Here is a 23,749-nt window from a genome sequence, read left to right as displayed (position 1 = left end):
GGTCATACGTCCCACTCCCTCTCCCCGCCCCACCGAGATGAGTCAGTCAATCATCACGGGCGGCCGATTGGTAGCCGAACGAGACTTGTGGCACGAAACGGACTTCGGGACAGGCGTCCAGGTCTGGGCTCACCTACCAGCGGTCGCGGTCGAGGCTCTCGCCCTCGGCTCCGGCATCGGCCGCACAACCGAATCCGACGACCCACCTGGCGGGTCCGGTCTCGCCCGCGGCGATCTCCACCCTGCCCAGCATCATCGGTTGCGGAAGGGCGGCGAGGAACTCGCCGAGAGCCGCCGACGGCAGGGTCCAGATCTCACCGCGGATCGCCCGTCCCGCAGCGGGATCCCGGATCAGGCCGGGCTTGGGAGGTGTGGTGTCCAAGGCCACCAGTCGGTAAGCCGCGGTGGTCGTGACCTCACCCGCCCAGCGCGCGCCGCGGTCGGAGAGTTCCTGCGTCAGGGGTCCACCGCGCATGTGTGCGCCGAAGACCGCCAGCTCGATCGCATCGTCCGGTTCCACCCAGGAGGGACCCGCAACGGGTGAGCCGAGGAACCGGCCGGCCACGTCGACGAGGACGGCGTCGTCGTGGCCGCGGCCGAGGAACGTGACACCGAAGCGGGACTCGGTGCCGTCGGCCTCGGCGACGGTGCCGGCGGGGACCGCGAGCGCGGACAGATCGAACAGATTGCAGAAGTTCGTGTACGTCCCCATCGTCGAGTTCACGCCGACCGGGTCGGCGGCGACCTCGGCGATCGTGGGATGCATGGGGGCGGTGGGGACCAGCAGGGCCGTCGCGTCCCCCCACTGCCCCATCGCCTCGTCCCGCAGGACGGTCAGGCGACGACGGGCACGCAGCAGGTCGACGGCGGAGAAACGTCCGGCCGCGCCGATGATCCCGGCGACCGTCGGATCCACACCGTCGGCGATCGGGTCGGTCACCGAGGCGAGGTACTCCCCCACCGCGTCGGCGCGTTCGGCGACGAGGGCGTCGTCGTAGAGGAGCCTGGCGGCTTCGAGGAACGGCGCCAGGTCGATGGTCTTGACCACGAAACCGGCTGCCTCGGCACGGCATATCGCGTCGTCGAACGCCGCTCGCCACCGCTCGTCGAGGCCGGGGAGCTCGGCGGGCACCGCCACGGTGGGCCGTTCCGGCGCCGCGTATGGGATCGACGAGGGAAACGGGCGGGGTCCGACCGCGGCCTTCATCGCCGCGGTCGCCCGGTTCGCGAGCGCGAGATCGGCGGCGAAGATGGTCACCACGTCGTAGCTGGCACAGGCCGGGACGACGCCGCCGGTGGAGATCACACCGACTGTCGGTTTGACGCCGACGAGGCCTTGCAGTGCCGCCGGCACGCGTCCCGATCCCGCGGTGTCGGTCCCGATGGCGATGTCGGCGAAGCCCAGCGCCACGGCGACCGCGGAGCCCGAGCTCGAACCGCCCGAGATTCGATCCGGGCGGCGCGAATCACGAACCGCGCCATGCGGACTGCGCGTGCCGACCAGTCCGGTGGCGAACTGGTCCAGGTTGGTCTTGCCGATGACCACCGCGCCGGCCGCACGCAGCGCGGCCACCGAATCGGCGTCGGCATCCGGGGAGTAGGCGTACCCGGGACATGCGGCGGTGGTCGGCAGCCCGGCTACGTCGACGTTGTCCTTGACGGCCAGGAGAACTCCGGCCAGCGGACCGCCCGCTGCCAGGGACCGTCGATGATCGGCCTCGACGTCGGCCTGTGGTCGGATCGCGAGGAAGACCTCCGGCCGATCCGCGATGCGCCGGTAGATGTCGTCGATCCTGGTCATGCCACCTGCTCCTGATCCGCCGCGTTGTCCGCGGCCCTGTCCGTGGTCGGCGAATCCTCGACATGCTTTGTCTTGAGCGCGAATTCACCCTGCTGTGACCAGCGATGCCGTTCTTCGGCCCGAGCGGCCTCCATGGTCCGGCGCCGGGCCGCGATGTCGTCCGCGTTGTCGTCCAGGAAGGTCTGATGCTCGGCGAGCGAGAACATCCCGTCGGTGATCTCGGTGCTGTCGCCCCGTCCCGCGGCGACGTCGGCGCGCATGTCCAGGAGTTCCTCGGCGCTGACCGGATACCACTGGATGCGGTCGAAGAAGCGGAGCAACCACGGGTGTTCGGGATCGAACCCGGGCGCGGGCAGCGGGTGCCGGTGGTTCCAGACCTGTGTCGTGCGCCCGACGAACTGATAACCGCCCGGACCCTCCATGCCGTAGATGCAGAGGTAGGCGCCGCCGATACCGACGGCGTTCTCCGGCGTCCAGGTGCGGGCGGGGTTGTACTTCGTCGTGACGAGACGATGGCGGGGATCCAGCGGAACAGCGACCGGTGCACCGAGATACACATCCCCGAGACCCAGGACGAGGTAACTCGCGTCGAACACGGTCCGGTATACGTCGTCGACGGAGTCCAGGCCGTTCATCCGGCGGATGAACTCGATGTTCCACGGGCACCAGGGGGCGTCGGACCGGACGCCGAGCATGTACCGCTCGATGGCCTCGCGCGTGGCCGGGTCATCCCACGACAGGGGCAACCGAACGGTGCGGCTGGGGACGGCGAGATCCTCGGCCGCGGGCAACTGACTCTCGCACTCGGTGAGCCACTCGAGCATCTGCGACTGCGACCACACATCGGGGTCCGCCTTGACCTGTAGCGATCGGATTCCCGGCGTGAGATCGATCAGACCACGCGGCTTCTCGGCCGCGATCCGTTCGCTCAGCGCGTGCACCCGGGCGCGCAGAGCCAGGTCGAGATGCATCTCGCCGTACTCGACCAGGACGTTGTCGTCACCGGACCGGCGGTAGGTGACCGCCGTGGACCCGTCGGCTGTCGTCGTGCTGCCGAGGATTCCGTTGTCGAGGTCGCCACCGGACGACAGCACGTCGACGAAACTCGCACGCCGCCCGAGTCCCGTCTGGGCAGGCGATGCCGCACGATCGCCACGCACTGCGACGAACCGGATGGTGTCGCCGGGCTTGAGCTGTCCGAGCTTCCACCGCTGGGCCGTCGTGACGGTCACCGGGCACACGAAACCGCCCAGACTGGGCCCGTCGGGGCCGAGGAGAATCGGTGTGTCACCGGTGAAGTCGAGAGCACCGACCGAGTAGGCGGTGTCGTGGATGTTCGACGGATGCAGACCGGCCTCGCCGCCGTCCTCCCGCGCCCAGCGGGGCCGGGGTCCGATGAGCCGGATTCCGGTGCGGTCGGAGTTGAAGTGGACCTCGTAGTCGGCGGCGAACAGGTCGGCGATGTCCTCCTCGGTGAAGAACTCGGGCGCACCGTGCGGGCCGACCGTCACGCCGAGCTGCCAGTTGTTGGTGAAGGCGGGCTGCTCGTCGCCCAGAATCCGCCGCGGCGCCGCGCTGGGCCCCCCGAACAGTGCGAGCCGGTCGCCTGCGGTGAGTGCCCGTCCGTCCAGACCACCGAAGCGACCCATCGTGAACGTCGACCGGCTGCCCAGATGGTCCTCGGCGTCCAGTCCGCCGGCCACCGCGATGTAGGCCCGCATGCCCAGTGACCCGACGGTGCCGACGTCGAGGACGTCGCCGGCCGCCAACCGGAGCGGAAACCATTGCGGCACGGTCGTTCCGTTGACGGTGACGGTCACCGGAGCGCCCGTCACCGCGACCACGGCCGCCTCGTCGAACCGCAACGACGGCCCCATCAGGGTGATCTCGAGCCCGGCTGCGGTCTCCGGATTCCCGACGGCCAGGTTGGCGAGCCGGAACGACAGATCGTCCATGGGACCGGACGGCGGGACGCCGACCTTCCAGTACCCGATGCGGCCGGGCCAGTCCTGGATGGTGGTGAGCGGACCGGACCGCAGAACGGTCACCGACCCCGCGGTGGTGGCAGACATGATGTGGGATTCCTCGTCAGACGACAGTGCGTGGGCGTGCGGGACAACGGGGATCAGGACGGGCGGGTCACGACGACCCGCACCGCAGTGGGATCGAATCCGTTGCAGGGGTTGTTGATCTGCGGGCAGTTGGAGATGAGCACGAGGGTGTCGGTCTCGGCACGCAATGCCAGGCGCTTGCCCGGCGCGGACAGGCCGTCGACGATGCCGAGCGACCCGTCGGGATCGACCGGGACGTTCATGAAGAAGTTCACGTTCCCGACGAGGTCGGCCTTGCCGAGTCCGTGTCGGCTGCCCTCGATGAGGAAGTTCTCGACGCAGGCGTGCTGGTGCTTGGTGTGGTGGCCGTAGCGCAGCGTGTTCGACTCCTGCGAGCACGCGCCGCCCAGGGTGTCGTGGTTGCCGACCTCGTCGGCGACGATCGTCATCAGCGGCGACGACTCGTGGTCGCGGATCACGCTGCCCGTCGTCAGGAAGATGTTGCCCTGCGCGGCGATCGTCGACTGTGCCGAGTATCGCCGTGACACATCGTCGGCCGCGTAGAACAGGGTGTCGACGGCCTGGTTCCCGTACAGGTCGACGATGGTGAGCACGTCACCGGCGGCGACGACGCCCGACCACGGTCCCCGGTCGCCCACGAGAGCGTCGAGGACGACGTCGCCCGGGACGAGCGCGAGGTCGGCGGCCGGGGCCGAAGCGGCATCGGTGATGGTGTGTGCGGTGGTCACTGTGGTGTCCTCTCAGCGGGTCAGCTCAGAAATGAGCTGCAGCCCAGACGTCTTCGGAGTTGGCAACGGCACGCTGGTATTCGGGGTCGCGCGTGCCTGCATCGGCGACGAGGGTCTCGAGGTCCTGCGCCGCCCGCCACGCGAGCACCTCCAGCGATGTGGTGTCGAAGGTCGGTGACGGGTCGAGCGGATGAGCGGTGTTGGCGACCGCGACGATGCACGGCAGGTGCAGGACGAGATCCACCGCGGTACCCGGGCCCGCGTTGCCGGTCGAGCGCAGCGAACCGTCGGGGTCGACGGTCACCCCGTGGAAGAACGACAGCGACGGCGCGACGTCCGACGGGGTCAGTCCGTGCTTGGCGGCGGCGAGGGTGAAGAGTTCACGACCGGCCGGGCTGGCTGAATGCACCTCGCCGGCACCGTATCTCGAGGTGTTCGAGGCAAGGGTCGTGGTGCCGCACAGGGCATCGTGGCGTCCGGAACCGTCCGCGACGACGGTGGCCAGGGCCCGCCCCTGATCGCTGAGCAGCGGGTGCCCGGCACCCAGGTATGCCTGCCACGGCACCTTGACGGTGTCGGCGACGTTGAGTCGCTCCCAGGGGGCGTCGGCACGCCACAACATCAGGTGTGCGCACGCCGCGCCGGCGACATCGTGGAGCCGGACCCGCGTGCCGCGTGCGAGGACCTTGCTGGTGTACCGGCCACCGGGCACGGTCTCGGCCCAGGTGAGGGTCGCGGCGTCGACATCGGCAGGTGGGTTCGGCCATCGTGACGCCGGGACCACCGGCATGCTGTCGGTGATGACACCGGCCTGCGCTCGGGCGTGTGCGCGCGCCCCGGAGGTGGTCCCGGTGCCGGGAACTGTGCTCGTGGTCATGGGAGTTCCTTTTGTCGTCGGGGGTGTTCGGTCAACTAGGCGCGTGCGGTGTCCACCGGTCGGGGGTGCTCCTTGCCGCGCGGATAGCAGGCGATGCCCACCAGGACGGTGGCGACGATGCAGATCGGTCCCGCCCAGCGCAGGATCGGCATCTCGCCCGAGGGATCGAAGACCTCGGCGCGCGGCCACGCCAGGTTGATCACCATGAGCGCGCCGTAGAGAACGGCGAGGGCGTTGACGACGATCCCGAACCGGCCCAGGCTGAACAACTTCCGGCCGCCGGCGTCGACTCCGCCCGCATGGGGCCAGCCCTGGAACCTGCGGTAGAGCATCGGGCCGGTGACGGCGAGATACGCGAGGTAGATGAGGATGATGCACACGCTGGCGAGGGTCGCGAAGATCGCCGAGTTGCCGATGTTGACCAGGAGGATGCCGATACACAGCAGGCCGATGAGGATCGACGGGACGATCGGGGTGCCCGTCCGGCTGTTGACGTGGGACAGCTGCGCGGAGAACGGGAGCCGGCCGTCGCGTGCCATCGAGAACATCAGTCGTGAACACGCGGTCGTGATGGCGAGAGTGCAGATGAAGATGGCCACCGCGACATCGGCCAGGAGGACCTTGCCCCAGAAGCTGCCGAGCACCGAGTCGAGAACGTAGGGCAGGCCGCCGGTCGCGAGTTGTTCGTCGAGCGTGGGTGCGGCCATGAGGGTGCCGAGGAGCATCAATCCACCGCCGATGGCCGACACCGTGAGCGCCATGCGGATGGTGCGCGGGGCGACGCGCCGGGGGTCGCGGGTCTCCTCGGCCAGCTCACCGGCCGAACCGAAACCGACCATGACGTAGGCGGCCATCAGTCCGGACACGATGAACGCCCAGATGTACCCGGGCTGCTGGCCGGGAACGCCGGTCTCGAAGACCACGTCCGGCCCGCGCTGGGCGTGGGTGAACAGGGCCAGGATGACCGCGACGACGCCGACGAGCTCGCACACCACACCGATGCTGTTGACCCGGCTCATCCACCGGACGCCCACGCAGTTGATCGCGGTGACGATGACGACGAGGATCGAGCCGAGCAGAACCGCGTTGGCGGCACCGCTGGTCGTGGTGAGGGTCGGGTCGTCGCCGACGATCTGGAAGCCCAGCCAGATCGACGGCAGGACCACCTGCAGGGCGATCGCGGCCGCGGCGGCCGTGACCACCTGGGCGATCATCATGAACCAGCCGCCGAACCAGCCGACCACCTCGCCGCCCATGCGCCGCGACCACTGGTAGATCGCACCCGAGATCGGGTACCGCGCAGCGATTTCGGCGAAACAGAGGGCGACCAGGAACTGGCCCGCGTAGACGATCGGCCAGGTCCAGAAGAACGCCGGCCCGCCGAAGCCGAACCCGAGTCCGAACAACTGGAAGATGGTGGTCAGAATGGACACGAACGAGAAGCCCGCGGCGAACGACGCGAACTTGCCGAGAGATCGGTGGAGCTGCTGGTCGTAACCGAGCTCGGAGAGATCCGAGGCATCGCGGTCCGAGGTGCCGGGCCCGGTGCCCGGCGGGGGTGTCGTCGTCACGGGAGCCACTTCGGGGGTGGAGGTCATGGCGCGGTCTTCCTTTCCGAAAGCTCCACGTTGAGCGCTGTTTCCTGTCACCTGATAGATAAGCCCTCGCTCATTTCTATCGATTGACAGATTTGTTCCGGTCACGCAAACTCCGGTTACGGCCCTGTTACGCGCCCGGCTTTTCCTTCCCGGTCGCCTCGTCGAGACGCCGTATCGCCCGAAGCGTCGGCTACTGTCGGGAAATCCATTGACCCCCAGGAGGACACATGGCGACCGGCTCGAGCGCGGCGTCGGCCCCCGCCGGCCGCGGCCGCCCACGCCTGATCCCCGCCCGGCGCCGCGGGGAGACCGCGCGCGAGGAGATCCTCGACGCGGCCGCGGAATTGTTCACCCGACACGGGTACACCGGCACGTCGACGCGCATGATCGCCGAGGCCGTCGGCATCCGGCAGGCGTCGATGTACCACTACTTCGGGACGAAGGACGACATCCTCGCAACCCTGCTGGAGACCACCGTCGACGCGTCGCTCGGCCATGCCCGACGCCTCCTCGACGACCCTGGCCCCGCCCTGCCGAGACTGCTCGAGCTCGCCCGGTTCGACGTCGACCAGCTCGCCCGGTCGCGCTGGAATCTCGGCGCGCTGTATCTCCTACCCGAGGTCGGCGATCAGCGGTTCGTCGAGTTCCGCACGGCCAGGCAGGAATTGGCCGGTGCATACGCATCGCTGGCCGCGGCCGCGCTCGACGACGAGACCGACAAGCGCACGCTGCTGCCCTTCCGGCTCGTCGAATCAGTGATCATGATGCGCGCCGACGAGCAGCGCGGGGAGCTCGGCGACCACGGCGCCGTCGGACTCGCGGACACCGTCGTCGGCGCGATCGAGATGCTCATCGAACACCGGCCGCACCGGGGTTGAGGCGGCCGGCCCGTCCGCGCCTGACCGATACGGGACCAAGCGCCCGTTAGGGTATCCGTATGGCAGGGCGCAGCATGGATTTCGACCCCATCGCCGAGGCGCGGGACAACTGGACCCAGGCCGGGTGGGGCGAGGTCGCCGACGGCATGGTCGCGGTGACCTCGGTGATGCGTGCCCACCAGATCCTGCTGGCCCGCGTCGAGGCCGCGCTGCGCCCCTTCGACCTGAGCTTCTCGCGCTTCGAACTCCTTCGCCTGCTGGCTTTCTCGCGGCAGGGCTCGTTGCCCATCACCAAGGCCAGCGACCGCCTTCAGGTGCACGTCACCAGCGTCACCCACGCCATCCGTCGCCTCGAGGAAGGCGGGCTGGTCCGGAGGGTTCCCCACCCCACCGACGGGCGCACCACCCTCGTCGAGATCACCGACCTCGGCCGCGACACCGTCGCCCGCGCCACCGAGACCCTCAACGACGAGGTCTTCGCCGATGTCGGCATGTCCGACACCGAGATGAGCGGCCTCGTCGGCGCGATCCAGTCACTGCGCAAGCACAACGGGGACTTCTGATCGGTATGGCGTTGTAGTCGGTTTCCGGACCCGATGTCATACAGGTTTCTCACGCCGTCGGCGATGGAACCGTGTTCCCGCCGTCAGCGTCGAACAATCATGGACATCACCGAATTGACAGTCCGCCGCGACGGCGTCTTCTCGGCCCGGGAAGCTCGTGAGTGCGGCGTGGACTCGTCGACGATCCGCCGCAGGGTGGCGGCCGGGGAGTGGACGGCGGTGGCCCGCGGTGTGTATCTGGTCGCGGGGCACGCCCGCGCGGCGCGTGCCCAGGCCAGAATCGCGGTGCTGTCCGTGCATGCCGACGCCGTTCTCGGTGGTGCAGCGGCCGCCTGGTGGCTCGGACTCCACGACGCAGAGCCCAGGAAGCACCTCGTCTACACCGGAACCCGGGGCAAAGCACGACGATCGTCGGCGACCGCGGTGGTTCGGTACCGGCACCTGCACGACGAGGACATCGCGGTGCACCAGGGACTCCGAACCACCGCAGCTGCCCTGACCGTCCTCGACGCTTCGACAGAGCTGGGGATCAGCGTCATCGACTCCGCTCTGTTGACCAGGCGGGTGTCCGTCGACGCGCTGCAGACTGCGCACGCCCGGTATCCCGGACGCCATGGCGCTCCGCGTGTTGCCTCGTATCTGCGGGGCTACTCGGGGACGGGGCTCGTTCAGAAGCCGAGCGAATGACGGGCCGATTGTTCACCGAGGGCGGGCTCACCGGATGGGTGGCGAACATGCCGGCCCATGGTTACGTCATCGACTTCGCGTTCCCAGATGTGAAAGTGGCGATCGAGATCGACGGCTTCGCGTTCCACCGGGACACGCAGACCTTCCAGCGGGACCGGATGAAACGAAAGCTCCTGACCGCCCAGGGGTGGACGGTCCTCAATTTCACCTGGGTTGATCTGGTCGAGCGCCCGGCAGAAGTCATCGCGGACGTCCGAGCTGCGCTCGAGCGAGCAGCCGCCTGAAACCCGTATGACGTTGCGTCCGGAATACGGACACAACGTCATACGGATCTGAGGGGAACCCCGAACCTAGTGCAGTGACGTGATGATCGCGCTGAAGTCGAGGTCGGCGTGCTGTTCGGCGAAGCCGCGGTAGAGCTGTGCGGCGTGGGTGCCGAGCGGGGCGCGGGACCCGGTGCTGGCGACGGCGTCCATCGCCAGACCGAGGTCTTTGTTCATCAGTGCCGTCGCGAAGCCCGGCTTGAAATCGTTGTTCGCCGGCGACGTCGGGACCGGCCCCGGGACCGGGCAGTTGGTCTGCACGGCCCAGCAGTTGCCGGTGGCGCCGGTGATCACGTCGTAGAGTGCCTGATCGTCGAGACCCAGCTTCTGGGCCAGGACGAAGGCCTCGCCCACCGCGATCTGCTGGACCGCGAGAACCATGTTGTTGCAGACCTTCGCGGCCTGGCCCGCGCCGGCGGCACCGCAGTGGATGATCTTGCCCGCCATCGGGTCCAGGGTTCCGCGTGCGGCCGAGAACGCCTCGTCCTCACCTCCGACCATGAACGCCAGCGTGCCGGCGACGGCACCCTTGACGCCACCCGACACCGGCGCGTCGAGCTGCGCGAAGCCGTGCTCGGCAGCGCGCTGGTGGATCTCGCGGGCGTCGTCGACGGAGATCGTCGACGAGTCGATGAACAACGCCCCGGTCGGCGTGGCCGGGAGGATGTCGTCGTACAGCTTCTTCACGATGGCGCCGCTCGGCAGCATCGTGATCACGACCTCCGCGGCCGCCACGGCCTCGATCGCGGCGGGGAACGTCTCGATGCCGTTGTCCTGGGCGGTCTTCACCGCCTCGGGCACCGGATCGAAACCGTGCACGGTATGGCCGGCCTTGACCAGGTTGGCGGCCATCGGGCCGCCCATGTTGCCGAGGCCGAGGAAGGCGATCGTCGTCATTGTCTCTGCTTCCTACGAAAGTGGTTGTGGAGGACGGGTTGTCAGCCGTCCCGGTGGCGGGACGCGATCGAACGGCCGAGCACGACTCGCATGATCTCGTTGGTCCCTTCCAGGATGCGGTGCACACGGAGGTCGCGGACGATTTTCTCGATTCCGTATTCGGTGAGATACCCGTACCCGCCGTGCAACTGCAGCGCCTGGTCGGCGACCTCGTAACACGTGTCGGTGACGAATCGCTTGGCCATCGCACACTGCTCGACCTTGTCCGGCGCATCGTCGTCGAGCGCGGTCGCCGCCTGCCACAGCATCAGCCGCGATGCCTGCAACGACGTGGCCATGTCGGCGAGGGTGAACCGGATGGTGGGCTCGTCGATGAGCGCGTTCCCGAACGCACGACGACTCGCGACATAGGCGGCCGCCTTGTCGAAGGCCGCCTGTGCGCCACCGAGCGACGACGCCGCGATGTTGATGCGGCCCCCGTTCAGGCCGTTCATCGCGATGCCGAATCCGATGCCCTCGGTGCCGCCGAGCAGATTGGCCGCGGGCACACGCACCTCGTCGAGGATGACCTGGGCGGTGGGCTGCGCGTGCCAGCCCATCTTGTGCTCCTGCGCACCGAAACTCAGTCCGGGAGAACCTTTCTCCACGAGGAACGTGGAGATCCCCTTCGGACCGGCCTCGCCGGTGCGGGCCATGATGACGTAGAGGTCCGACGACCCCGCACCGGAGATGAACTGCTTGACCCCGGTGAGCACGTACTCGTCACCGGACCGTTCGGCACGCGTGGCGAGTGCCGCCGCGTCCGACCCGGCACCCGGCTCGGTCAGGCAGTAACTCGCGACCGTCTCCATGGTCGCCAGCCGGGGCACCCAGGTGGACCGCTGATCGTCGGTGCCGTACTTGTCGACCATCCACGTGCACATGTTGTGGATGGACAGGAACGACGCGACGGCCGGGTCGGCGTAGGCCAGCTGCTCGAAGATGCGGACACCGTCGAGACGGCGGAGGCCGCTGCCGCCCGCGTCCTCGGAACAGTAGATGGCGCCCATCCCGAGCTCTGACGCCTCACGCAGCTCCTCCACCGGGAAGTGGTTCGAGGCATCCCATTCCAGCGCGAACGGCGCCAGCTTCTTGGCCGCGAAACCCGCCGCGGTCTCGACGATGACGCGTTCGTCACCGTCGAGCCGGGCGGTCGCGGCCTCGGCGAAGGTCGTCAACGCCGATCAGTCCATCGTCGGGATGACGAACTCGGCGCCGTCCTTGATGCCCGACGGCCAGCGCGTCGTGACGGTCTTGGTCTTGGTGTAGAACTGGATCGACGCCGGTCCGTGCTGGTTGAGGTCACCGAAGCCCGAACGCTTCCAACCGCCGAAGGTGTAGTACGCCACCGGAACCGGGATCGGCACGTTCACGCCGACCATGCCGACGTCGACGCGGGCGGTGAAGTCGCGGGCGGCGTCGCCGTCCTGGGTGAAGATCGCGACACCGTTGCCGTACTGGTGATCCGACGCCAGCGCGAGGGCCTCCTCGTAGTCACCGGCGCGCACGATCGACAGGACCGGACCGAAGATCTCCTCGGTGTAGATGGTCATGTCCTTGGTGACGTGGTCGAACAGGGTCGGGCCGATGAAGAAGCCCTTCGAGATGTCCTCGTCGCCGAAGGTCTGCTCGTTGTTGGCGCGGTCGCGGCCGTCGATCACGATCTCGGCACCCTCTTCGGCACCCTTGTCGATGAATCCGCGGACGCGGTCGAGGGCGGCGGCGGTGACCAGCGGCCCGTAGTCGGCCTTGGGGTCGAGGCTGTGGCCGACACGCAGAGCGTTCACCCGGTCGATCAGCTTGGCGCGCAGACGGTCTGCGGTCTGCTCGCCAACCGGCACCGCGACGCTGATCGCCATGCACCGCTCGCCGGCGCTACCGTAACCGGCGCCGATCAGTGCGTCTACGACCTGGTCGAGGTTGGCGTCGGGCATGATGATCGCGTGGTTCTTGGCGCCACCGAAGCACTGTGAGCGCTTCCCGTGCGCGGCTGCGGTCGAGTAGATGTACTGCGCGATGTCGGAGCTGCCGACGAAGCCGAGGGCCTTCACGTCGGGGTGGGTCAGCAGCGCATCGACGGCTTCCTTGTCGCCGTGCACGACCTGGAACACGCCGTCGGGAAGTCCTGCCTCGCTGAACAATTCGGCCAGGCGGACCGGCACGGACGGATCGCGCTCACTCGGCTTGAGGATGAAGGCGTTGCCGCACGCCAGGGCGGGGCCGGCCTTCCACAGCGGGATCATCGCCGGGAAGTTGAAGGGCGTGATGCCCGCGACCACACCGAGCGGCTGCCGGATGGAGTGCACGTCGATACCACCGCCGGCACCTTCGGTGAACTCACCCTTGATGAGGTGCGGGATGCCGATCGCGAACTCGATGACCTCGACGCCGCGCTGGATGTCGCCGAGAGCGTCGGCGTGGGTCTTGCCGTGCTCCAGCGACAGGGTCGTCGCGAGTTCGTCGGCGTTCTTGTTCACGAGGTCGACGAACCGCATCATCACGCGGGCGCGGCGCTGCGGGTTCCAGGCGGCCCATTCCTTCTGCGCGGACGAGGCGGTCGCGATCGCGGCGGAGACCTCGTCGGTGGAGGCCAGCGGCACCTGTGCTTGAACGGCACCGGTGCTCGGATTGAAGACGTCGGCGAAGCGGCCGCCCTCGGCGGGAACGCGCTTGCCGTTCAGGTAGTGCGGAATCGAGGGAACAGCGGGTGCGGACACGGAGATCACCTTTGGCTTCGTCGGGTTATGGCCTGTGTCACCACATAGTAGGACATCCAAGTATTTCTTCCAACCCCCGACCACCAGTGATTTCGTCACGGCGAGCGGGTTAGGTTACCCTCGCTGAGCGAAAACGCCGACGTCGAGAGGAGTTCACATGTCGGTTGTCATCCTCTACGGAACCGAAACCGGAAACGGTGAGCTCGTCGCCGATGCCATTGCCGATGCATTGGCCGCCGACCACGACCCGTCGATCTACGACATGAGCGAGTTCGCGGTCGAGGACCTCGACCCCGCGGACTTCCTCGTCATCGTCTGCTCGACGTACGGCGAGGGCGAACTCCCGACCGGCGCCGAGCCGTTCGCCGACGAGCTCGAGAGCGTCGACCCGGATCTGACCGGGGTCCGGTTCGCCGTCTTCGGACTCGGCGACTCGATCTACGACACGTTCAACCGTGGCGGCGAGATCATGGCCGAGATGCTGACCAAGCGCGGTGCGGTCCAGGTCGGCGAGCACGCCCGCCACGACAACTCGTCGCCGATCAAGCCGGCCAAGCAGGCAGCGGAGTGGGCCGAGAACCTCGCTGCGGAGATCGCCCCCTCCTAGTCGGAGCCCCCCAGCCCTCCGGCGGGTTGCCCGACATCATCAGCGTCACGCCGCCGGGCGGGATCCGGCCTCCTCGGCCGCGGCCTCCTCGGCGGCGACGGCCTGCTCGTAGCCACGAACCGCGGACAGTTTCGCGAGCTCGCACACCGCGCGGACCATGATCGCCAACACGATCCCCAGGAACAGCGCCGTCGGCACCGACACCTGGAGATTCTCCCCGAGGAGCAGGACACCGAGCACCATCGCGACGGCCGGTTCGGCGACCGTCATCGACGGGAACGACGTCTGCAGGTCACCTGCGCCGAAGCCCATCTGCTGGGCGAGGATCGCGCAGACCACGACCAGCACGAACAGGTAGATCTCCGGCTGGGCGAAGGTGCGCCACAAGTGGTGGGTGATCTGGAAGATGACCGTCTTGACCAGCAATGCCGACACCCCGAACAGGATGCCCGCGACCAGTCCGTAGAACAGTGCCTTGTAGTGCGGGCTGGAACGGTGCGCGAAGACGACCAGGGCCACCACGATGGCGACCACCGAACCGACGGTCGACCACATCAGCAACGCGTCCGGCCTGCGCATCGACGGCTCGGGACGCGCCACGATGAGGAACGTCACGACGCACGCGACGAGGACCCCGCCCCACGCCCATTCGATCGGCGCCGGGTGCCGGTGATCGGCCCACGCCTCCAGCGGAAGCGCGAACAGCACCGCGAGCACGACGAGCGGTTGCACCAGCAGGATGGACCCGAGTCCCAGGGCCGATGCCTGCAATCCGAACCCGCACAGGGCGATGGCCGCACCCGCCCACCAGCCCGGGGTGATGGCGCCGTTGACCCGGGAGGCGCGCTGACGCAACACGGTGCCGGCGGCGATCATCAACGCGGCCAGCACCGCGAGGAGCGCGGGTACCCAGGTGTGCACGTTCCCCAGGGTAACGGCGTCCCGTGGTGGTCGCGGTCCGGGCGAGGGTCGCCGAAAGCCGAATCCGCGGTGTCGGAACCCCCACTGCCTGCTCCGACGACGTAGATTCGGATTCATGCGTTATCGGTCAGATCTGGAACGACTGGCCACCCTCGACGCCGCCGCGATCGAGGAGGCCTGCACCGACTGCACCACCGTCGACGAACTCGTCGCGTGTGCCGTCGACGAGTACCTGGAGTTCGATGTGGCGGCCGAGGAGGCCGAGGCCCGCGGAGACGACGAACACGCGGCGTTCCTCCACCAGGAGGCGGCGGCGTGGCGTGCGACGGTGCGGGTGCTGCGGCAGATGGCCGTCGACTCGCGCCGCGGAGATGCGCCTGACAGGTCGTCGCAGCACGGGGCGGCATGAGCGAGCGCCGCACGCTGATCCTGATGCGGCACGGCAAGTCGGGCTATCCGCCCGCCACCGCCGACCACGATCGCCCGCTTGCCGAGCGCGGGGACCGGCAGGCGGCTCTCGCGGGGCGGTGGATGGCCGAGGAAGGCCTGTCCGTCGACGCGGTGCTCTGCTCGACCTCGACGCGGACACGTCAGACACTCCAACGCACCGGGATCGACGCGCCGGTCACGTTCGTCGACGACATCTACGGCGGCCACCCCGACGACATCCTCGAGTCCATCCGGATACATGCGCCGTCGGACGCGCGCACAGTTCTCGTGGTGGGACATGAGCCGGGAATGCCGGCCACGGCCCTCACCCTCGACCCGGACGGGCACATCGATCGCTTCCCGACGTCGGCATACGCCGTCGTGACAGTGACGCACCCGTGGGATCGCCTCGGTCTCGAACCCGACCCGGACGCCCGCCTGATCGGGGTCCGTATCCCGCGCGAAGCGTGACCCGCCGAGCGGAAAGGTGGCCGCGACGCCGTCTGCCCGACACACTTGGGTGATGCGTGAGATCCAGCGAGACATCATCGACGCCCTGCGAGTGAAGCCCACCATCGATCCGGCCGACGAAGTGGAGCGCCGGGTGGCGTTCCTCGTCGACTATCTCCGCGCCAGCGGTGCCAAGGGTTACGTCCTCGGCCTGTCCGGCGGCGTGGACTCGACCCTCGCCGGTCGTCTCGCCCAACTGGCGGCCGAGAATATCCGCGCCGACGGCGGGGACGCGGTGTTCGTCGGTGTGCGCCTGCCGTACCGGGTGCAGCACGACGAGGACGACGCCGCCGCCGCGGTCGACTTCGTGGCCGCCGACGAGGTCCTGACCATCAACATCGCACCGGGCGTGGACGCGCTGAACGACGAGATCTCTCAGGCCACCAGCACTGCGCTCACCGACTTCACCAAGGGCAACGCCAAGGCCCGGCACCGCATGGTCGCGCAGTACGCCGTGGCCGGGGATCGCGGGCTGCTCGTGATCGGCGCCGACCACGCGTCGGAGAACGTCACCGGCTTCTTCACCAAGTTCGGCGACGGTGCCGCCGACATCCTGCCGCTGTCGGGTCTGAACAAGAGGCAGGGCCGCTCGCTGCTCCGCCACCTCGGCGCTCCCGCACAGCTCGCCGAGAAGGTGCCGACCGCGGACCTGCTCGACGAGAAGGCGGGCCAGACCGACGAGGACGAGCTGGGCTTGCGCTACGACGACATCGACGACTATCTCGAGGGTCGCGACATCCCCGTCGAGGCGGCCGAGAAGATCGAGGCCACGTGGATCCGCAACCGGCACAAGCGGACGACCCCCGTCGAGGTCTCCGACACCTGGTGGCGTTCGGCCTGAGCACACCGGCCGGCCGCCCACCGGCCCGCGCTTTCACGATCGCGTCGCTAGGGTCTTGAGGGTGTCTGTCTACGCAAACGGCTTCGTCCGCGTCGCCGGAGCAGTTCCGGTCCTGACCCTCGCCGAGCCGGCCGTGAACGCCGCGCGCACCATCGAACTGATGACACGGGCCGCCGAGGACGGCGCATGTCTGGTCGTCTTCCCCGAACTCGGCCTGTGCGGATACAGCGTCGACGACCTCTTCCATCAGGACGCGCTTCTCGACGCATGTCTGTCGGCGCTCGGCGAGATCGTCGCGGCCAGCTCCGGCCTGACCCCGGTCGTCAGCGTCGGTCTCCCGATGCGCGTGGGCGACGGCCTGTACAACTGCGCCGCGGTGATCCACGACGGCGCCGTTCTCGGCGTCGTCCCGAAGTCGTATCTGCCCAACTACCGCGAGTTCTACGAACAGCGCTTCTTCGCGGCCGCGCGGGACGCGGTCCCGGACACCGTCACCATCGGCGGGACACCGGTCCCGTTCGGGGCCGACCTGATCTTCGAGGCCGACGACGTGCCGGGCTTCGCCCTGTTCGTCGAGATCTGCGAGGACGGCTGGGTCGCGATCCCGCCCAGCACCTGGGCGGCGCTGGCCGGGGCGACCGTGCTGGCCAACCTGTCGGGCAGCCCGGTCACCATCGGCAAGGAGGGTTACCGGCGCAACCTCTGCACCGGACACTCCGCCCGGACCATTTCCGCGCACGTGTACGTGGCAGCCGGTTACGGCGAGTCGACGACAGACCTCGCCTGGGACGGCGATGCCCTCATCACCGAGAACGGTTCGCTGCTCGCCCGCAGCGAACAGTTCGCGACGACCGACCAGATCATCACCGCCGACGTCGACCTCGATCGGCTCCGCCAGGAACGGATGCGCATGATCAGCCTGCGCGACCAGGTGGGTGATCACGCGGAACGCCTGAAGTCGTTGCGTCGCATCCCGTTCTCGTTCGGCCCACTGTCCGACGACGACGTCGTGCGACGGGTGATCCCCCGCTTCCCCTACGTCCCGGCCGATTCGGCCGACCGCGACGACCGATGCGCCGAGGTCCGGTCCATCCAGGTCCAGGGACTGGCACAGCGACTGCGGTCGACGGGTATCGAGAAGATCGTCATCGGGGTCTCCGGTGGTCTCGACTCGACCCTCGCCCTGCTGGTCGCGGTGGACACCGTCGATCGCCTCGGTCTCCCCCGCGAGAACATCCTGGGATACACGATGCCCGGATTCGCGACCGGCGGCCCGTCGCTGCGCCGGTCACACGCGCTGATGACCTCGCTGGGGGTGAGCGGCGCGGAGATCGACATCCGGCCGTCGTGTGAACAGATGCTCGCCGACCTCGACCATCCGTATGCGCGGGGCGAGAAGGTCTACGACGTGACCTTCGAGAACGTGCAGGCGGGCGAGCGCACCTCACATCTGTTCCGGCTCGCCAACAACAACGGGGCCATCGTCCTGGGTACCGGCGACCTGTCCGAACTGGCACTCGGCTGGTGCACGTACGGCGTCGGCGACCAGATGTCGCACTACAACGTGAACGGCTCGGTCCCCAAAACGCTGATCCAGCACCTGATCCGGTGGATGATCCGCAGCGGCCACCACTCCGCCGAGACCACCGAGGTCCTCGGCGAGATCCTCGACGACGTCATCTCGCCCGAACTCGTGCCCGCGGGGGACGACGGCAGGATTCAGAGCACCGAGGACGCCGTCGGCCCGTACGAGCTGCACGACTTCTTCCTCTACTACGTCACCCGATTCGGCTATCGACCGAGCAAGGTCGCGTACCTGGCACGCCAGGCCTGGGGCGATCGAACCCGCGGGCCATGGTCGGACCTGTTGTCCGAGGACAAGCGCAACCAGTACGACGCCCCGACCATCGACCACTGGCTCGGTGTGTTCCTGAAGCGCTTCATGGGCAACCAGTTCAAGCGGACCGCGATGCCGAATGGGCCGAAGATCGGCTCCGGCGGGTCTCTGTCACCGCGCGGTGACTGGCGGGCGCCGTCGGATGCGTCGGCTCGGCTGTGGCTGGACCAGCTCGCCGGCGGTGAATCCGGGAGCTAGATCGGCCCCCACTGCCGGTCAGTCGCAGGCGGCGAGCAGATGTTTGAGCTCGTCGTCGAACGCGTCGGCGATCGCCGACGGGTCCGGGGTCTGATCGGTGCACCCCACGATGCCGACGTTCAGGTTGCCGTCCGCGGAGAAGACCGTGATGTTCAGTCCGAGGCCGTGCATGATCGGGCCGAGGGCGTACACGGCGGTCACGCGAGCGCCGAGGAAGTACAGCGGGAAGTCCGGTCCGGCGACGTTGGAGACCAGGACGTTGAAGACCGGCGGGTGCGCCGCCGCCCAGTTGCGGTCGCCGTAGATCTTCATCGCGGTCGACAGCGTGGTGCCGGGGGCGAATTGGGCCCAGGACCGCAGGATGTTCGCATCGATCTCGGCGTGATGCTCCTTCGAGGTGCGACTCAGTTCGGCCTGCTTCTGCAGACGGGCGACCGGATCGGGCTCGTCGGAGGAGAGCAGGGTGAACATGCCGGTGACCTTGTTGGTGCCGGTCACGACGAGATCCTTCTCGTCGGCTCCGTGCACGGAGACCGGCACCATCCCGACGAGCGGCCGGTCGGGTAGCTCGTCGTGGCCGAGGAGGTAGGTACGCAGGGCACCGCCGACCATCGCGAGGACCACGTCGTTGAGCTTGACGTCGAAGTGGTTCTTGACGCGCTTGACGTCGTCGAGAGACAGCTGCGTCACGGCGATGCTCCGGTGCGGCGTGATCGGCGAGTTGAAGCGCGTACGCGGGGCACGGAACGGGGCGGGCATCGCCGAATCCTGTTGTGCGCGACGGAGCCACCCGATGGGCACACTGACGGTGCGGGGCAGGAGTTTGACCATCGCCAGCGGTCGCTGCACGAAGAAGTTGACCGCGCCGCCGGCCGCCATCGCGGTGCGCGACGACGGGCCCGCCGATTCGCCGACCTTCTCGGCGTCGAGCTCGGGGGGTTCGGGTGTGAGCGTGCACATCTGGGCGAGCATCTCGGCGCCGGTGACACCGTCGGTCCCGGCGTGGTGCATCCGCAGCATCGCGCAGACCCGGCCGTTGTCGAGACCTTCGATGACCCACAGCTCCCACAGCGGCTTGCCCCGGTCGAGCGTCTGGCCCGCCAGATGACCGCACAGTTCGGCGACCTCGGCGGCACCACCGGGCGCGGGCACCGCGACGCGATGCACGTGGCGCTCGATGTCGAAGTCCTCGTCCTCGATCCACACCGGGTGGTCGATGTTGAGCAGCGAGTTGTCGAGTTTGCGCCGAAAGGTCGGAATGGCGGCTACGCGTCGTTCCATCTCGGCGCGGAGTTTGTCGAATCGATATCCGTCCGGCATGGTGCTCGGATCGATCTCGAAGAGACCGATGACATGCATCAGTTGCGCACGCGTCTCGAGGTAGAGAAACGATGCGTCCAGTCCGCTCAAGCGCTGCATGAGTCCAGCCTCTCCTCGAGTGGGCGCCACCCCGGAGGCACCCCAGGCCATCATGCCGCACCCGGTGTCCCTCGCGGAGCAGGTTGCGCCGACCGCGATACGCCACAGCCGCGAACGGGCCGGATCACGAGTGCGGTGGCCAGTGCCGTGGTGATCAGAGCGGCGGTGGTCAGAGCGGTAACGAGTCGACCATCTGGAGAATGTCCTGCGACTCCGTCTCGAGGACCACGATCATCGCCAGTTCGCGCGCGGGGTCGTCGGTGATCTTGAAGACCCCCCGGCCGTTCTCGTCGATCAACCCGGTGCCGTGCCGCCATTTCACCGGCCGCGACGTCGACGACAGTCGCGAGTACTCCGCGTTCAGCGCGTCCTTGGAGGCGAACCAGAACACCCCGAACGGACGGTCGACCGCGCCGGCGGCGCAGCGGACCACGAACACGGTGCGGACCTCGCCCACACCGTTCTCCGACGGCCCCACCTCGTCGCGACCGCCGGAGTAGCGGCGGATGCACTCGGCGTTCATCCACGACGCGGCGGTGTCCGGCGACTGCGGGAGCATCTCGGGGAACTGCGCCACCAGCGGCGCGAACTCCCCCCAGCTCTCGCCGGAGCGCACCCGCTGTCGGGGTCCCGACTCCGAATACACCCCGTCGCGCACCGCGATGACCCGGTATTCGTGTTCTCCCGGTGGGACACGCGCGTCGATCGCCTCGGTCTTGTCACCGTCGTACACCACGAGGCCGTCGCCTCGGACCAACTGATATGACGATGCCCCGGGGACCGGCTGCCACGTCGCGACGACGTGGCCCGGCCTCGTGGTCAGCGTCAGTCCGCCCGGCGTCTCGGGCGCGTCCGGCGCGGTAACCGCGCGGACGAGGAAGAAACTGCCGGCCGCGACCGCCACCGCCGACACCACGACGAGCGCGATGATCCAAGCGACGGAACGGAATCCGCGTGGCGACGACGCGGGGTCCGCCGGGGTCTGGTGACTCATCAGATCGGCAACCTCGCCAGTACGTCCGCGGCCGCCGACGCAGGCCGCCCGGGCACGACGACCCACACCACGGTCCGGGCGTGATCGCCCGCGCCGAACGTGAGGATCGCCTGGCCCTGCTCTTTCTGCTTGTCCGAGAGGTAGAGCGTGCCCGCGTGCCCCTGGGCCGTCGTGTAGGGCACTCCCCGCAGGTCGTAGGCGGTCACCTTGGCCGCCGTCACCGCCTCGTCCGAGGTGTCGTAGCTGTCGATGATCACCTGGTACTCCACCTTCGGCGCGTCGGATTCCGGACCGTCGCCCGCCGCATCGTCGTCCTTCGGTGCGTCGCGGGTACACGAGACCGTCCGCTTGGAGGAGGAGAACGCGAGGTCGCCGTCCTCGCCCCAGCACCGCATGGCGTCGAAACCGTTGGTGCTCAACGGAGTCGCCGGGATGACGTCGTGGTAGAGGTCCGCGATCGGCTGCAGCTCACCCCAGGTCATGAAGACGTCGACCTGCTCGGAGTTGCGCGAGAAATCCGACGTCCGCCCGTCTCGATGGGCCGCGACCTGATACGTGTACGTCCCGGGAACCGGCCGGGGTGCGGAGAACTCGGTCGCCGGACCCGCGTAGATCACCTTGTCGTTCTGTGTCAGGACGTAGTCGGTCGCGCCCCGGACCCCGTTCCACGTCAGCTCCACGGCGGTCGTGGACACCTCCACGTCGGGCGGGTCCGGAGGGTCGAGCGCGACCGCCGACAGACGGACCACACCGGCCAGGGCGCCGAGGACTCCGGCCAGCAGGACGGTGACGACGCCGATCACCACCAGACGACCGGTCCGTCGACCTCGCGGACCCGACGGCCGGTGGACGTCCCCGGATGCCCACGGCTGCAGCCCTTCTGGCGGCCCCGGCCGCTTCAGCCGTTCTGGCGGCCCCGGCCGCTGCAGCCGTTCTGGCGGCCCCGGCCGCTGCAGCCGTTCTGGCGGCCCCGGCCGCGGGGCAGACGGCGCCACCGGGGACGGCACGCCGTGTCCGGGGCCATGTCCCTGGCCGAACGGAGCGGTGACCGCATGGGGCAGGGCCATCGGCGACGCGGGGTTCTGCAGGACCTGTTGCGTCGGGGGCGGCACGGCGTGCACCGGCGTGGCCCCCCGGTCGGAATCGGACCGCACGGCCGGACCGATCAGCGTGGAACGCGAGTCGAAGACGTCGGCGAGAGCGGCGGCGAACTCCCCCGCCGTGGCGAACCTGCGTGCGGGATCCTTCGCGATGGCCCGGGTCAGCACGTTGTCGATCGCCGCAGGCAATGCGCGGGTGCGCGCGCTCGCCGACGGCGGTTCCGACCGCATGTGCGCGGTCATCAGCCCGTGCAGCGATGGCGAATCGAACGGCGGTGTGCCGGTGAGCAATTCATAAGCGGTGGCGCCGAGCGAGTAGATGTCGCTTCGCCCGTCGACGCGCAACCCCTCGATCTGCTCCGGCGACGCGTACCGCATGGTGCCGATCGTGATCCCGGTGCCGGTCAGGTGGGTCACCTCGTCGAGGACCTGCGCGATGCCGAAGTCGGTGAGCTTGATCGCTTCGGGCATCCCCTCGCCGGAGTCGCCACCCGGCGTGATGAGGATGTTGGCCGGTTTGATGTCGCGGTGCATCACACCGCCGCGGTGTGCGGCGTCGAGCCCGGCCGCCGCCCCCGAGATGATCGTGCACGCAAGTCCGGGGTCGAGCGGCGCCTCGCGTGCGAGCATGCGGGCGGCGTCGGTTCCGGGAACGTACTCCATCGCGATCCACAGGAGTCCCTCGAAGACGCCCCGGTCGTAGACGGCGACGATGTTGGGATGGTGCAGCGGCGCGACGATGTCGGCCTCGCGCTCGAAGCGCGCCCGGAAGACCGGGTCGGTGGCGTGGACCGATCGCAGGACCTTCAGCGCATCGGCCCGCGGGAGCCGTGGGTGCGCGGCCTTGTAGACCTCCCCCATGCCCCCGCGTCCGAGCACGTCGAGGACGCGGTATCCCGCGATCAGGTCCCCTACCTGGTACATGACGTCCTCACCGGTCCGTGTGCGGTGGCTTGTTAGGGCACGAATGCTACCGAGTGTCGCCAAACGCGGTCGACGACACTGTCCCGGACTCTACGATCGCGGCGATGGAAACCACCGAGAACCCGACCCCGATCCCCGACTCCGCCACCACCGGGACCGACACGCCCCGGTTCACCGCCGCCGAACTCGACGAGGCGTTCGGCCGATTCCAGCGCACGGTCGCCGAGATCGCGGTGAGCCGCGATTGGGACCGATTCGCCGAGATGTTCACGCCTGATGCGGAGTACATCGAACACGCGCTGGGCACCATGCACGGTCGTGAGGAGATCCGGGCGTGGATCTGGCGGACGATGTCGTCGTTCCCGGGTAGCCACATGACCGGGTTCCCCTCGCTGTGGCACGTCGTCGACGCCCCGACGGCACGGGTCATCTGCGAGGTCGACAACCCCATGCGCGATCCCGGCGATCAGTCGCACATCACGGCGACCAACATCACCATCCTCACCTATGCCGGCGACGGCCTCTGGAGCCGCGAGGAGGACGTCTACAACCCGATGGAATTCGGCCGGGCGGCGATGCGGTGGTGTGAGAAGGCGCGCGAGTCGGGCTCGATCGACGAACCGGCCACGGCGTGGATGGAGACCACAGGCGCGATGTTCGCATCTCGGCGCCCCGCGCGCTGACGCCCTCCGTCGGCGCTCCGACCTGCGCAGATGGGGGCGCCGGCGG

20 protein-coding genes and 1 pseudogene are annotated in these 23,749 nt (G+C 68.6%); 9 read left to right on the top strand and 12 right to left on the bottom strand.

Features of this window, described 5'->3' with window-relative positions:
* Positions 1-133: 133 nt before the first annotated feature.
* Genes atzF through MAY35_RS21890 form a run of 5 tightly spaced genes read right to left on the bottom strand, consistent with a single transcriptional unit; the run spans position 134 to position 7,076 of the window.
* A complete protein-coding gene (atzF, locus tag MAY35_RS21910; RefSeq protein WP_238423397.1) occupies positions 134-1,801 on the bottom strand; it encodes an allophanate hydrolase in 1,668 nt (555 codons plus the stop codon).
* Positions 1,798-3,873, bottom strand: coding sequence for a 5-oxoprolinase/urea amidolyase family protein (locus MAY35_RS21905; protein WP_238423396.1), 2,076 nt, complete (start codon positions 3,871-3,873; stop codon positions 1,798-1,800). Before MAY35_RS21905 ends, atzF begins: the two co-directional genes overlap by 4 nt.
* A 53-nt stretch (positions 3,874-3,926) precedes the next feature.
* A complete protein-coding gene (locus tag MAY35_RS21900; RefSeq protein ID WP_238423395.1) occupies positions 3,927-4,601 on the bottom strand; it encodes an urea amidolyase associated protein UAAP2 in 675 nt (224 codons plus the stop codon).
* Between the two features lie 25 nt (positions 4,602-4,626).
* Positions 4,627-5,478, bottom strand: coding sequence for an urea amidolyase associated protein UAAP1 (locus tag MAY35_RS21895; RefSeq protein WP_238423394.1), 852 nt, complete (start codon positions 5,476-5,478; stop codon positions 4,627-4,629).
* A gap of 35 nt (positions 5,479-5,513) precedes the next feature.
* A complete protein-coding gene (locus MAY35_RS21890) occupies positions 5,514-7,076 on the bottom strand; it encodes an amino acid permease (protein ID WP_238423393.1) in 1,563 nt (520 codons plus the stop codon).
* 227 nt (positions 7,077-7,303) lie between these two features.
* On the opposite strand from MAY35_RS21890, the gene MAY35_RS21885 reads away from it, so the two are divergent.
* From MAY35_RS21885 to MAY35_RS21875, 3 genes and pseudogenes are all read left to right on the top strand, one after another.
* Entirely contained in the window at positions 7,304-7,954 is a 651-nt protein-coding gene (locus MAY35_RS21885; RefSeq protein ID WP_238423392.1) for a TetR/AcrR family transcriptional regulator, read from the top strand.
* Between the two features lie 59 nt (positions 7,955-8,013).
* Positions 8,014-8,517, top strand: coding sequence for a MarR family transcriptional regulator (locus MAY35_RS21880; protein WP_238423391.1), 504 nt, complete (start codon positions 8,014-8,016; stop codon positions 8,515-8,517).
* A 99-nt stretch (positions 8,518-8,616) separates the two neighbouring features.
* Positions 8,617-9,488: pseudogene (locus tag MAY35_RS21875) on the top strand (type IV toxin-antitoxin system AbiEi family antitoxin domain-containing protein).
* Positions 9,489-9,554: 66 nt separating this feature from the next.
* On the opposite strand, the gene mmsB reads toward MAY35_RS21875, so the two are convergent.
* Genes mmsB through MAY35_RS21860 form a run of 3 tightly spaced genes read right to left on the bottom strand, consistent with a single transcriptional unit; the run spans position 9,555 to position 13,180 of the window.
* Positions 9,555-10,424, bottom strand: a complete 870-nt coding sequence (gene mmsB, locus MAY35_RS21870) for a 3-hydroxyisobutyrate dehydrogenase (RefSeq protein WP_238423390.1) — start codon at positions 10,422-10,424, stop codon at positions 9,555-9,557.
* A 41-nt stretch (positions 10,425-10,465) separates the two neighbouring features.
* Positions 10,466-11,641 (bottom strand): acyl-CoA dehydrogenase family protein, encoded by a 1,176-nt coding sequence (locus tag MAY35_RS21865; protein WP_238423389.1) that lies wholly within the window; start codon positions 11,639-11,641, stop codon positions 10,466-10,468.
* 6 nt (positions 11,642-11,647) lie between these two features.
* Positions 11,648-13,180 (bottom strand): CoA-acylating methylmalonate-semialdehyde dehydrogenase, encoded by a 1,533-nt coding sequence (locus MAY35_RS21860; RefSeq protein ID WP_238423388.1) that lies wholly within the window; start codon positions 13,178-13,180, stop codon positions 11,648-11,650.
* A gap of 157 nt (positions 13,181-13,337) precedes the next feature.
* Here MAY35_RS21860 and MAY35_RS21855 point away from each other — a divergent pair, with 157 nt between their 5' ends.
* Positions 13,338-13,787, top strand: coding sequence for a flavodoxin domain-containing protein (locus MAY35_RS21855; protein ID WP_238423387.1), 450 nt, complete (start codon positions 13,338-13,340; stop codon positions 13,785-13,787).
* A gap of 45 nt (positions 13,788-13,832) precedes the next feature.
* On the opposite strand, the gene MAY35_RS21850 is transcribed toward MAY35_RS21855, so the two are convergent.
* Positions 13,833-14,708 (bottom strand): DMT family transporter, encoded by an 876-nt coding sequence (locus MAY35_RS21850; RefSeq protein ID WP_238423386.1) that lies wholly within the window; start codon positions 14,706-14,708, stop codon positions 13,833-13,835.
* Between the two features lie 115 nt (positions 14,709-14,823).
* On the opposite strand from MAY35_RS21850, the gene MAY35_RS21845 reads away from it, so the two are divergent.
* From MAY35_RS21845 to MAY35_RS21830, 4 genes are all read left to right on the top strand, one after another.
* On the top strand, positions 14,824-15,117 hold the full coding sequence (locus MAY35_RS21845; RefSeq protein WP_238423385.1) for a hypothetical protein: 294 nt from the start codon (positions 14,824-14,826) through the stop codon (positions 15,115-15,117).
* Positions 15,114-15,608, top strand: a complete 495-nt coding sequence (locus MAY35_RS21840) for a histidine phosphatase family protein (protein ID WP_238423384.1) — start codon at positions 15,114-15,116, stop codon at positions 15,606-15,608. The genes MAY35_RS21845 and MAY35_RS21840 overlap by 4 nt, the downstream gene beginning before the upstream one ends.
* Positions 15,609-15,660: 52 nt before the next feature.
* Entirely contained in the window at positions 15,661-16,488 is an 828-nt protein-coding gene (gene nadE, locus MAY35_RS21835; protein WP_238423383.1) for an ammonia-dependent NAD(+) synthetase, read from the top strand.
* 61 nt (positions 16,489-16,549) lie between these two features.
* Complete coding sequence (locus tag MAY35_RS21830) at positions 16,550-18,583, top strand: NAD(+) synthase (protein ID WP_238423382.1); 2,034 nt, start codon at positions 16,550-16,552, stop codon at positions 18,581-18,583.
* Positions 18,584-18,601: 18 nt separating this feature from the next.
* On the opposite strand, the gene MAY35_RS21825 is transcribed toward MAY35_RS21830, so the two are convergent.
* From MAY35_RS21825 to MAY35_RS21815, 3 genes are all read right to left on the bottom strand, one after another.
* On the bottom strand, positions 18,602-20,002 hold the full coding sequence (locus MAY35_RS21825) for a wax ester/triacylglycerol synthase family O-acyltransferase (RefSeq protein ID WP_238423381.1): 1,401 nt from the start codon (positions 20,000-20,002) through the stop codon (positions 18,602-18,604).
* Between the two features lie 169 nt (positions 20,003-20,171).
* Positions 20,172-20,996, bottom strand: coding sequence for a fibronectin type III domain-containing protein (locus tag MAY35_RS21820; protein ID WP_238423380.1), 825 nt, complete (start codon positions 20,994-20,996; stop codon positions 20,172-20,174).
* Entirely contained in the window at positions 20,996-23,020 is a 2,025-nt protein-coding gene (locus MAY35_RS21815) for a serine/threonine-protein kinase (protein WP_238423379.1), read from the bottom strand. The genes MAY35_RS21820 and MAY35_RS21815 overlap by 1 nt, the downstream gene beginning before the upstream one ends.
* A 104-nt stretch (positions 23,021-23,124) precedes the next feature.
* Between MAY35_RS21815 and MAY35_RS21810 the strand changes: the two genes are divergently transcribed.
* Positions 23,125-23,703, top strand: a complete 579-nt coding sequence (locus tag MAY35_RS21810) for a nuclear transport factor 2 family protein (protein WP_238423378.1) — start codon at positions 23,125-23,127, stop codon at positions 23,701-23,703.
* The last annotated feature ends 46 nt before the right edge of the window (positions 23,704-23,749 follow it).

Origin of the sequence: Gordonia sp. 'Campus' (assembly GCF_022206305.1) — a bacterium.
Taxonomy (GTDB): Bacteria; Actinomycetota; Actinomycetes; order Mycobacteriales; family Mycobacteriaceae; genus Gordonia.
The sequence above is the reverse complement of the archived record's forward strand: the minus strand, read 5'-3'. Positions and strand labels throughout refer to the sequence as shown.

Excerpts from the sequence above, each read along its gene's own strand:
- atzF (WP_238423397.1), bottom strand. The coding sequence starts at position 1,801 with ATGACCAGGATCGACGACATCTACCGGCGCATCGCGGATCGGCCGGAG.
- MAY35_RS21905 (WP_238423396.1), bottom strand. The coding sequence starts at position 3,873 with ATGTCTGCCACCACCGCGGGGTCGGTGACCGTTCTGCGGTCCGGTCCG.
- MAY35_RS21895 (WP_238423394.1), bottom strand. The coding sequence starts at position 5,478 with ATGACCACGAGCACAGTTCCCGGCACCGGGACCACCTCCGGGGCGCGC.
- MAY35_RS21890 (WP_238423393.1), bottom strand. The coding sequence starts at position 7,076 with ATGACCTCCACCCCCGAAGTGGCTCCCGTGACGACGACACCCCCGCCG.
- MAY35_RS21885 (WP_238423392.1), top strand. The coding sequence starts at position 7,304 with ATGGCGACCGGCTCGAGCGCGGCGTCGGCCCCCGCCGGCCGCGGCCGC.
- MAY35_RS21880 (WP_238423391.1), top strand. The coding sequence starts at position 8,014 with ATGGCAGGGCGCAGCATGGATTTCGACCCCATCGCCGAGGCGCGGGAC.
- mmsB (WP_238423390.1), bottom strand. The coding sequence starts at position 10,424 with ATGACGACGATCGCCTTCCTCGGCCTCGGCAACATGGGCGGCCCGATG.
- MAY35_RS21855 (WP_238423387.1), top strand. The coding sequence starts at position 13,338 with ATGTCGGTTGTCATCCTCTACGGAACCGAAACCGGAAACGGTGAGCTC.
- MAY35_RS21845 (WP_238423385.1), top strand. The coding sequence starts at position 14,824 with ATGCGTTATCGGTCAGATCTGGAACGACTGGCCACCCTCGACGCCGCC.
- MAY35_RS21840 (WP_238423384.1), top strand. The coding sequence starts at position 15,114 with ATGAGCGAGCGCCGCACGCTGATCCTGATGCGGCACGGCAAGTCGGGC.
- nadE (WP_238423383.1), top strand. The coding sequence starts at position 15,661 with ATGCGTGAGATCCAGCGAGACATCATCGACGCCCTGCGAGTGAAGCCC.
- MAY35_RS21825 (WP_238423381.1), bottom strand. The coding sequence starts at position 20,002 with ATGCAGCGCTTGAGCGGACTGGACGCATCGTTTCTCTACCTCGAGACG.
- MAY35_RS21820 (WP_238423380.1), bottom strand. The coding sequence starts at position 20,996 with ATGAGTCACCAGACCCCGGCGGACCCCGCGTCGTCGCCACGCGGATTC.
- MAY35_RS21815 (WP_238423379.1), bottom strand. The coding sequence starts at position 23,020 with ATGTACCAGGTAGGGGACCTGATCGCGGGATACCGCGTCCTCGACGTG.
- MAY35_RS21810 (WP_238423378.1), top strand. The coding sequence starts at position 23,125 with ATGGAAACCACCGAGAACCCGACCCCGATCCCCGACTCCGCCACCACC.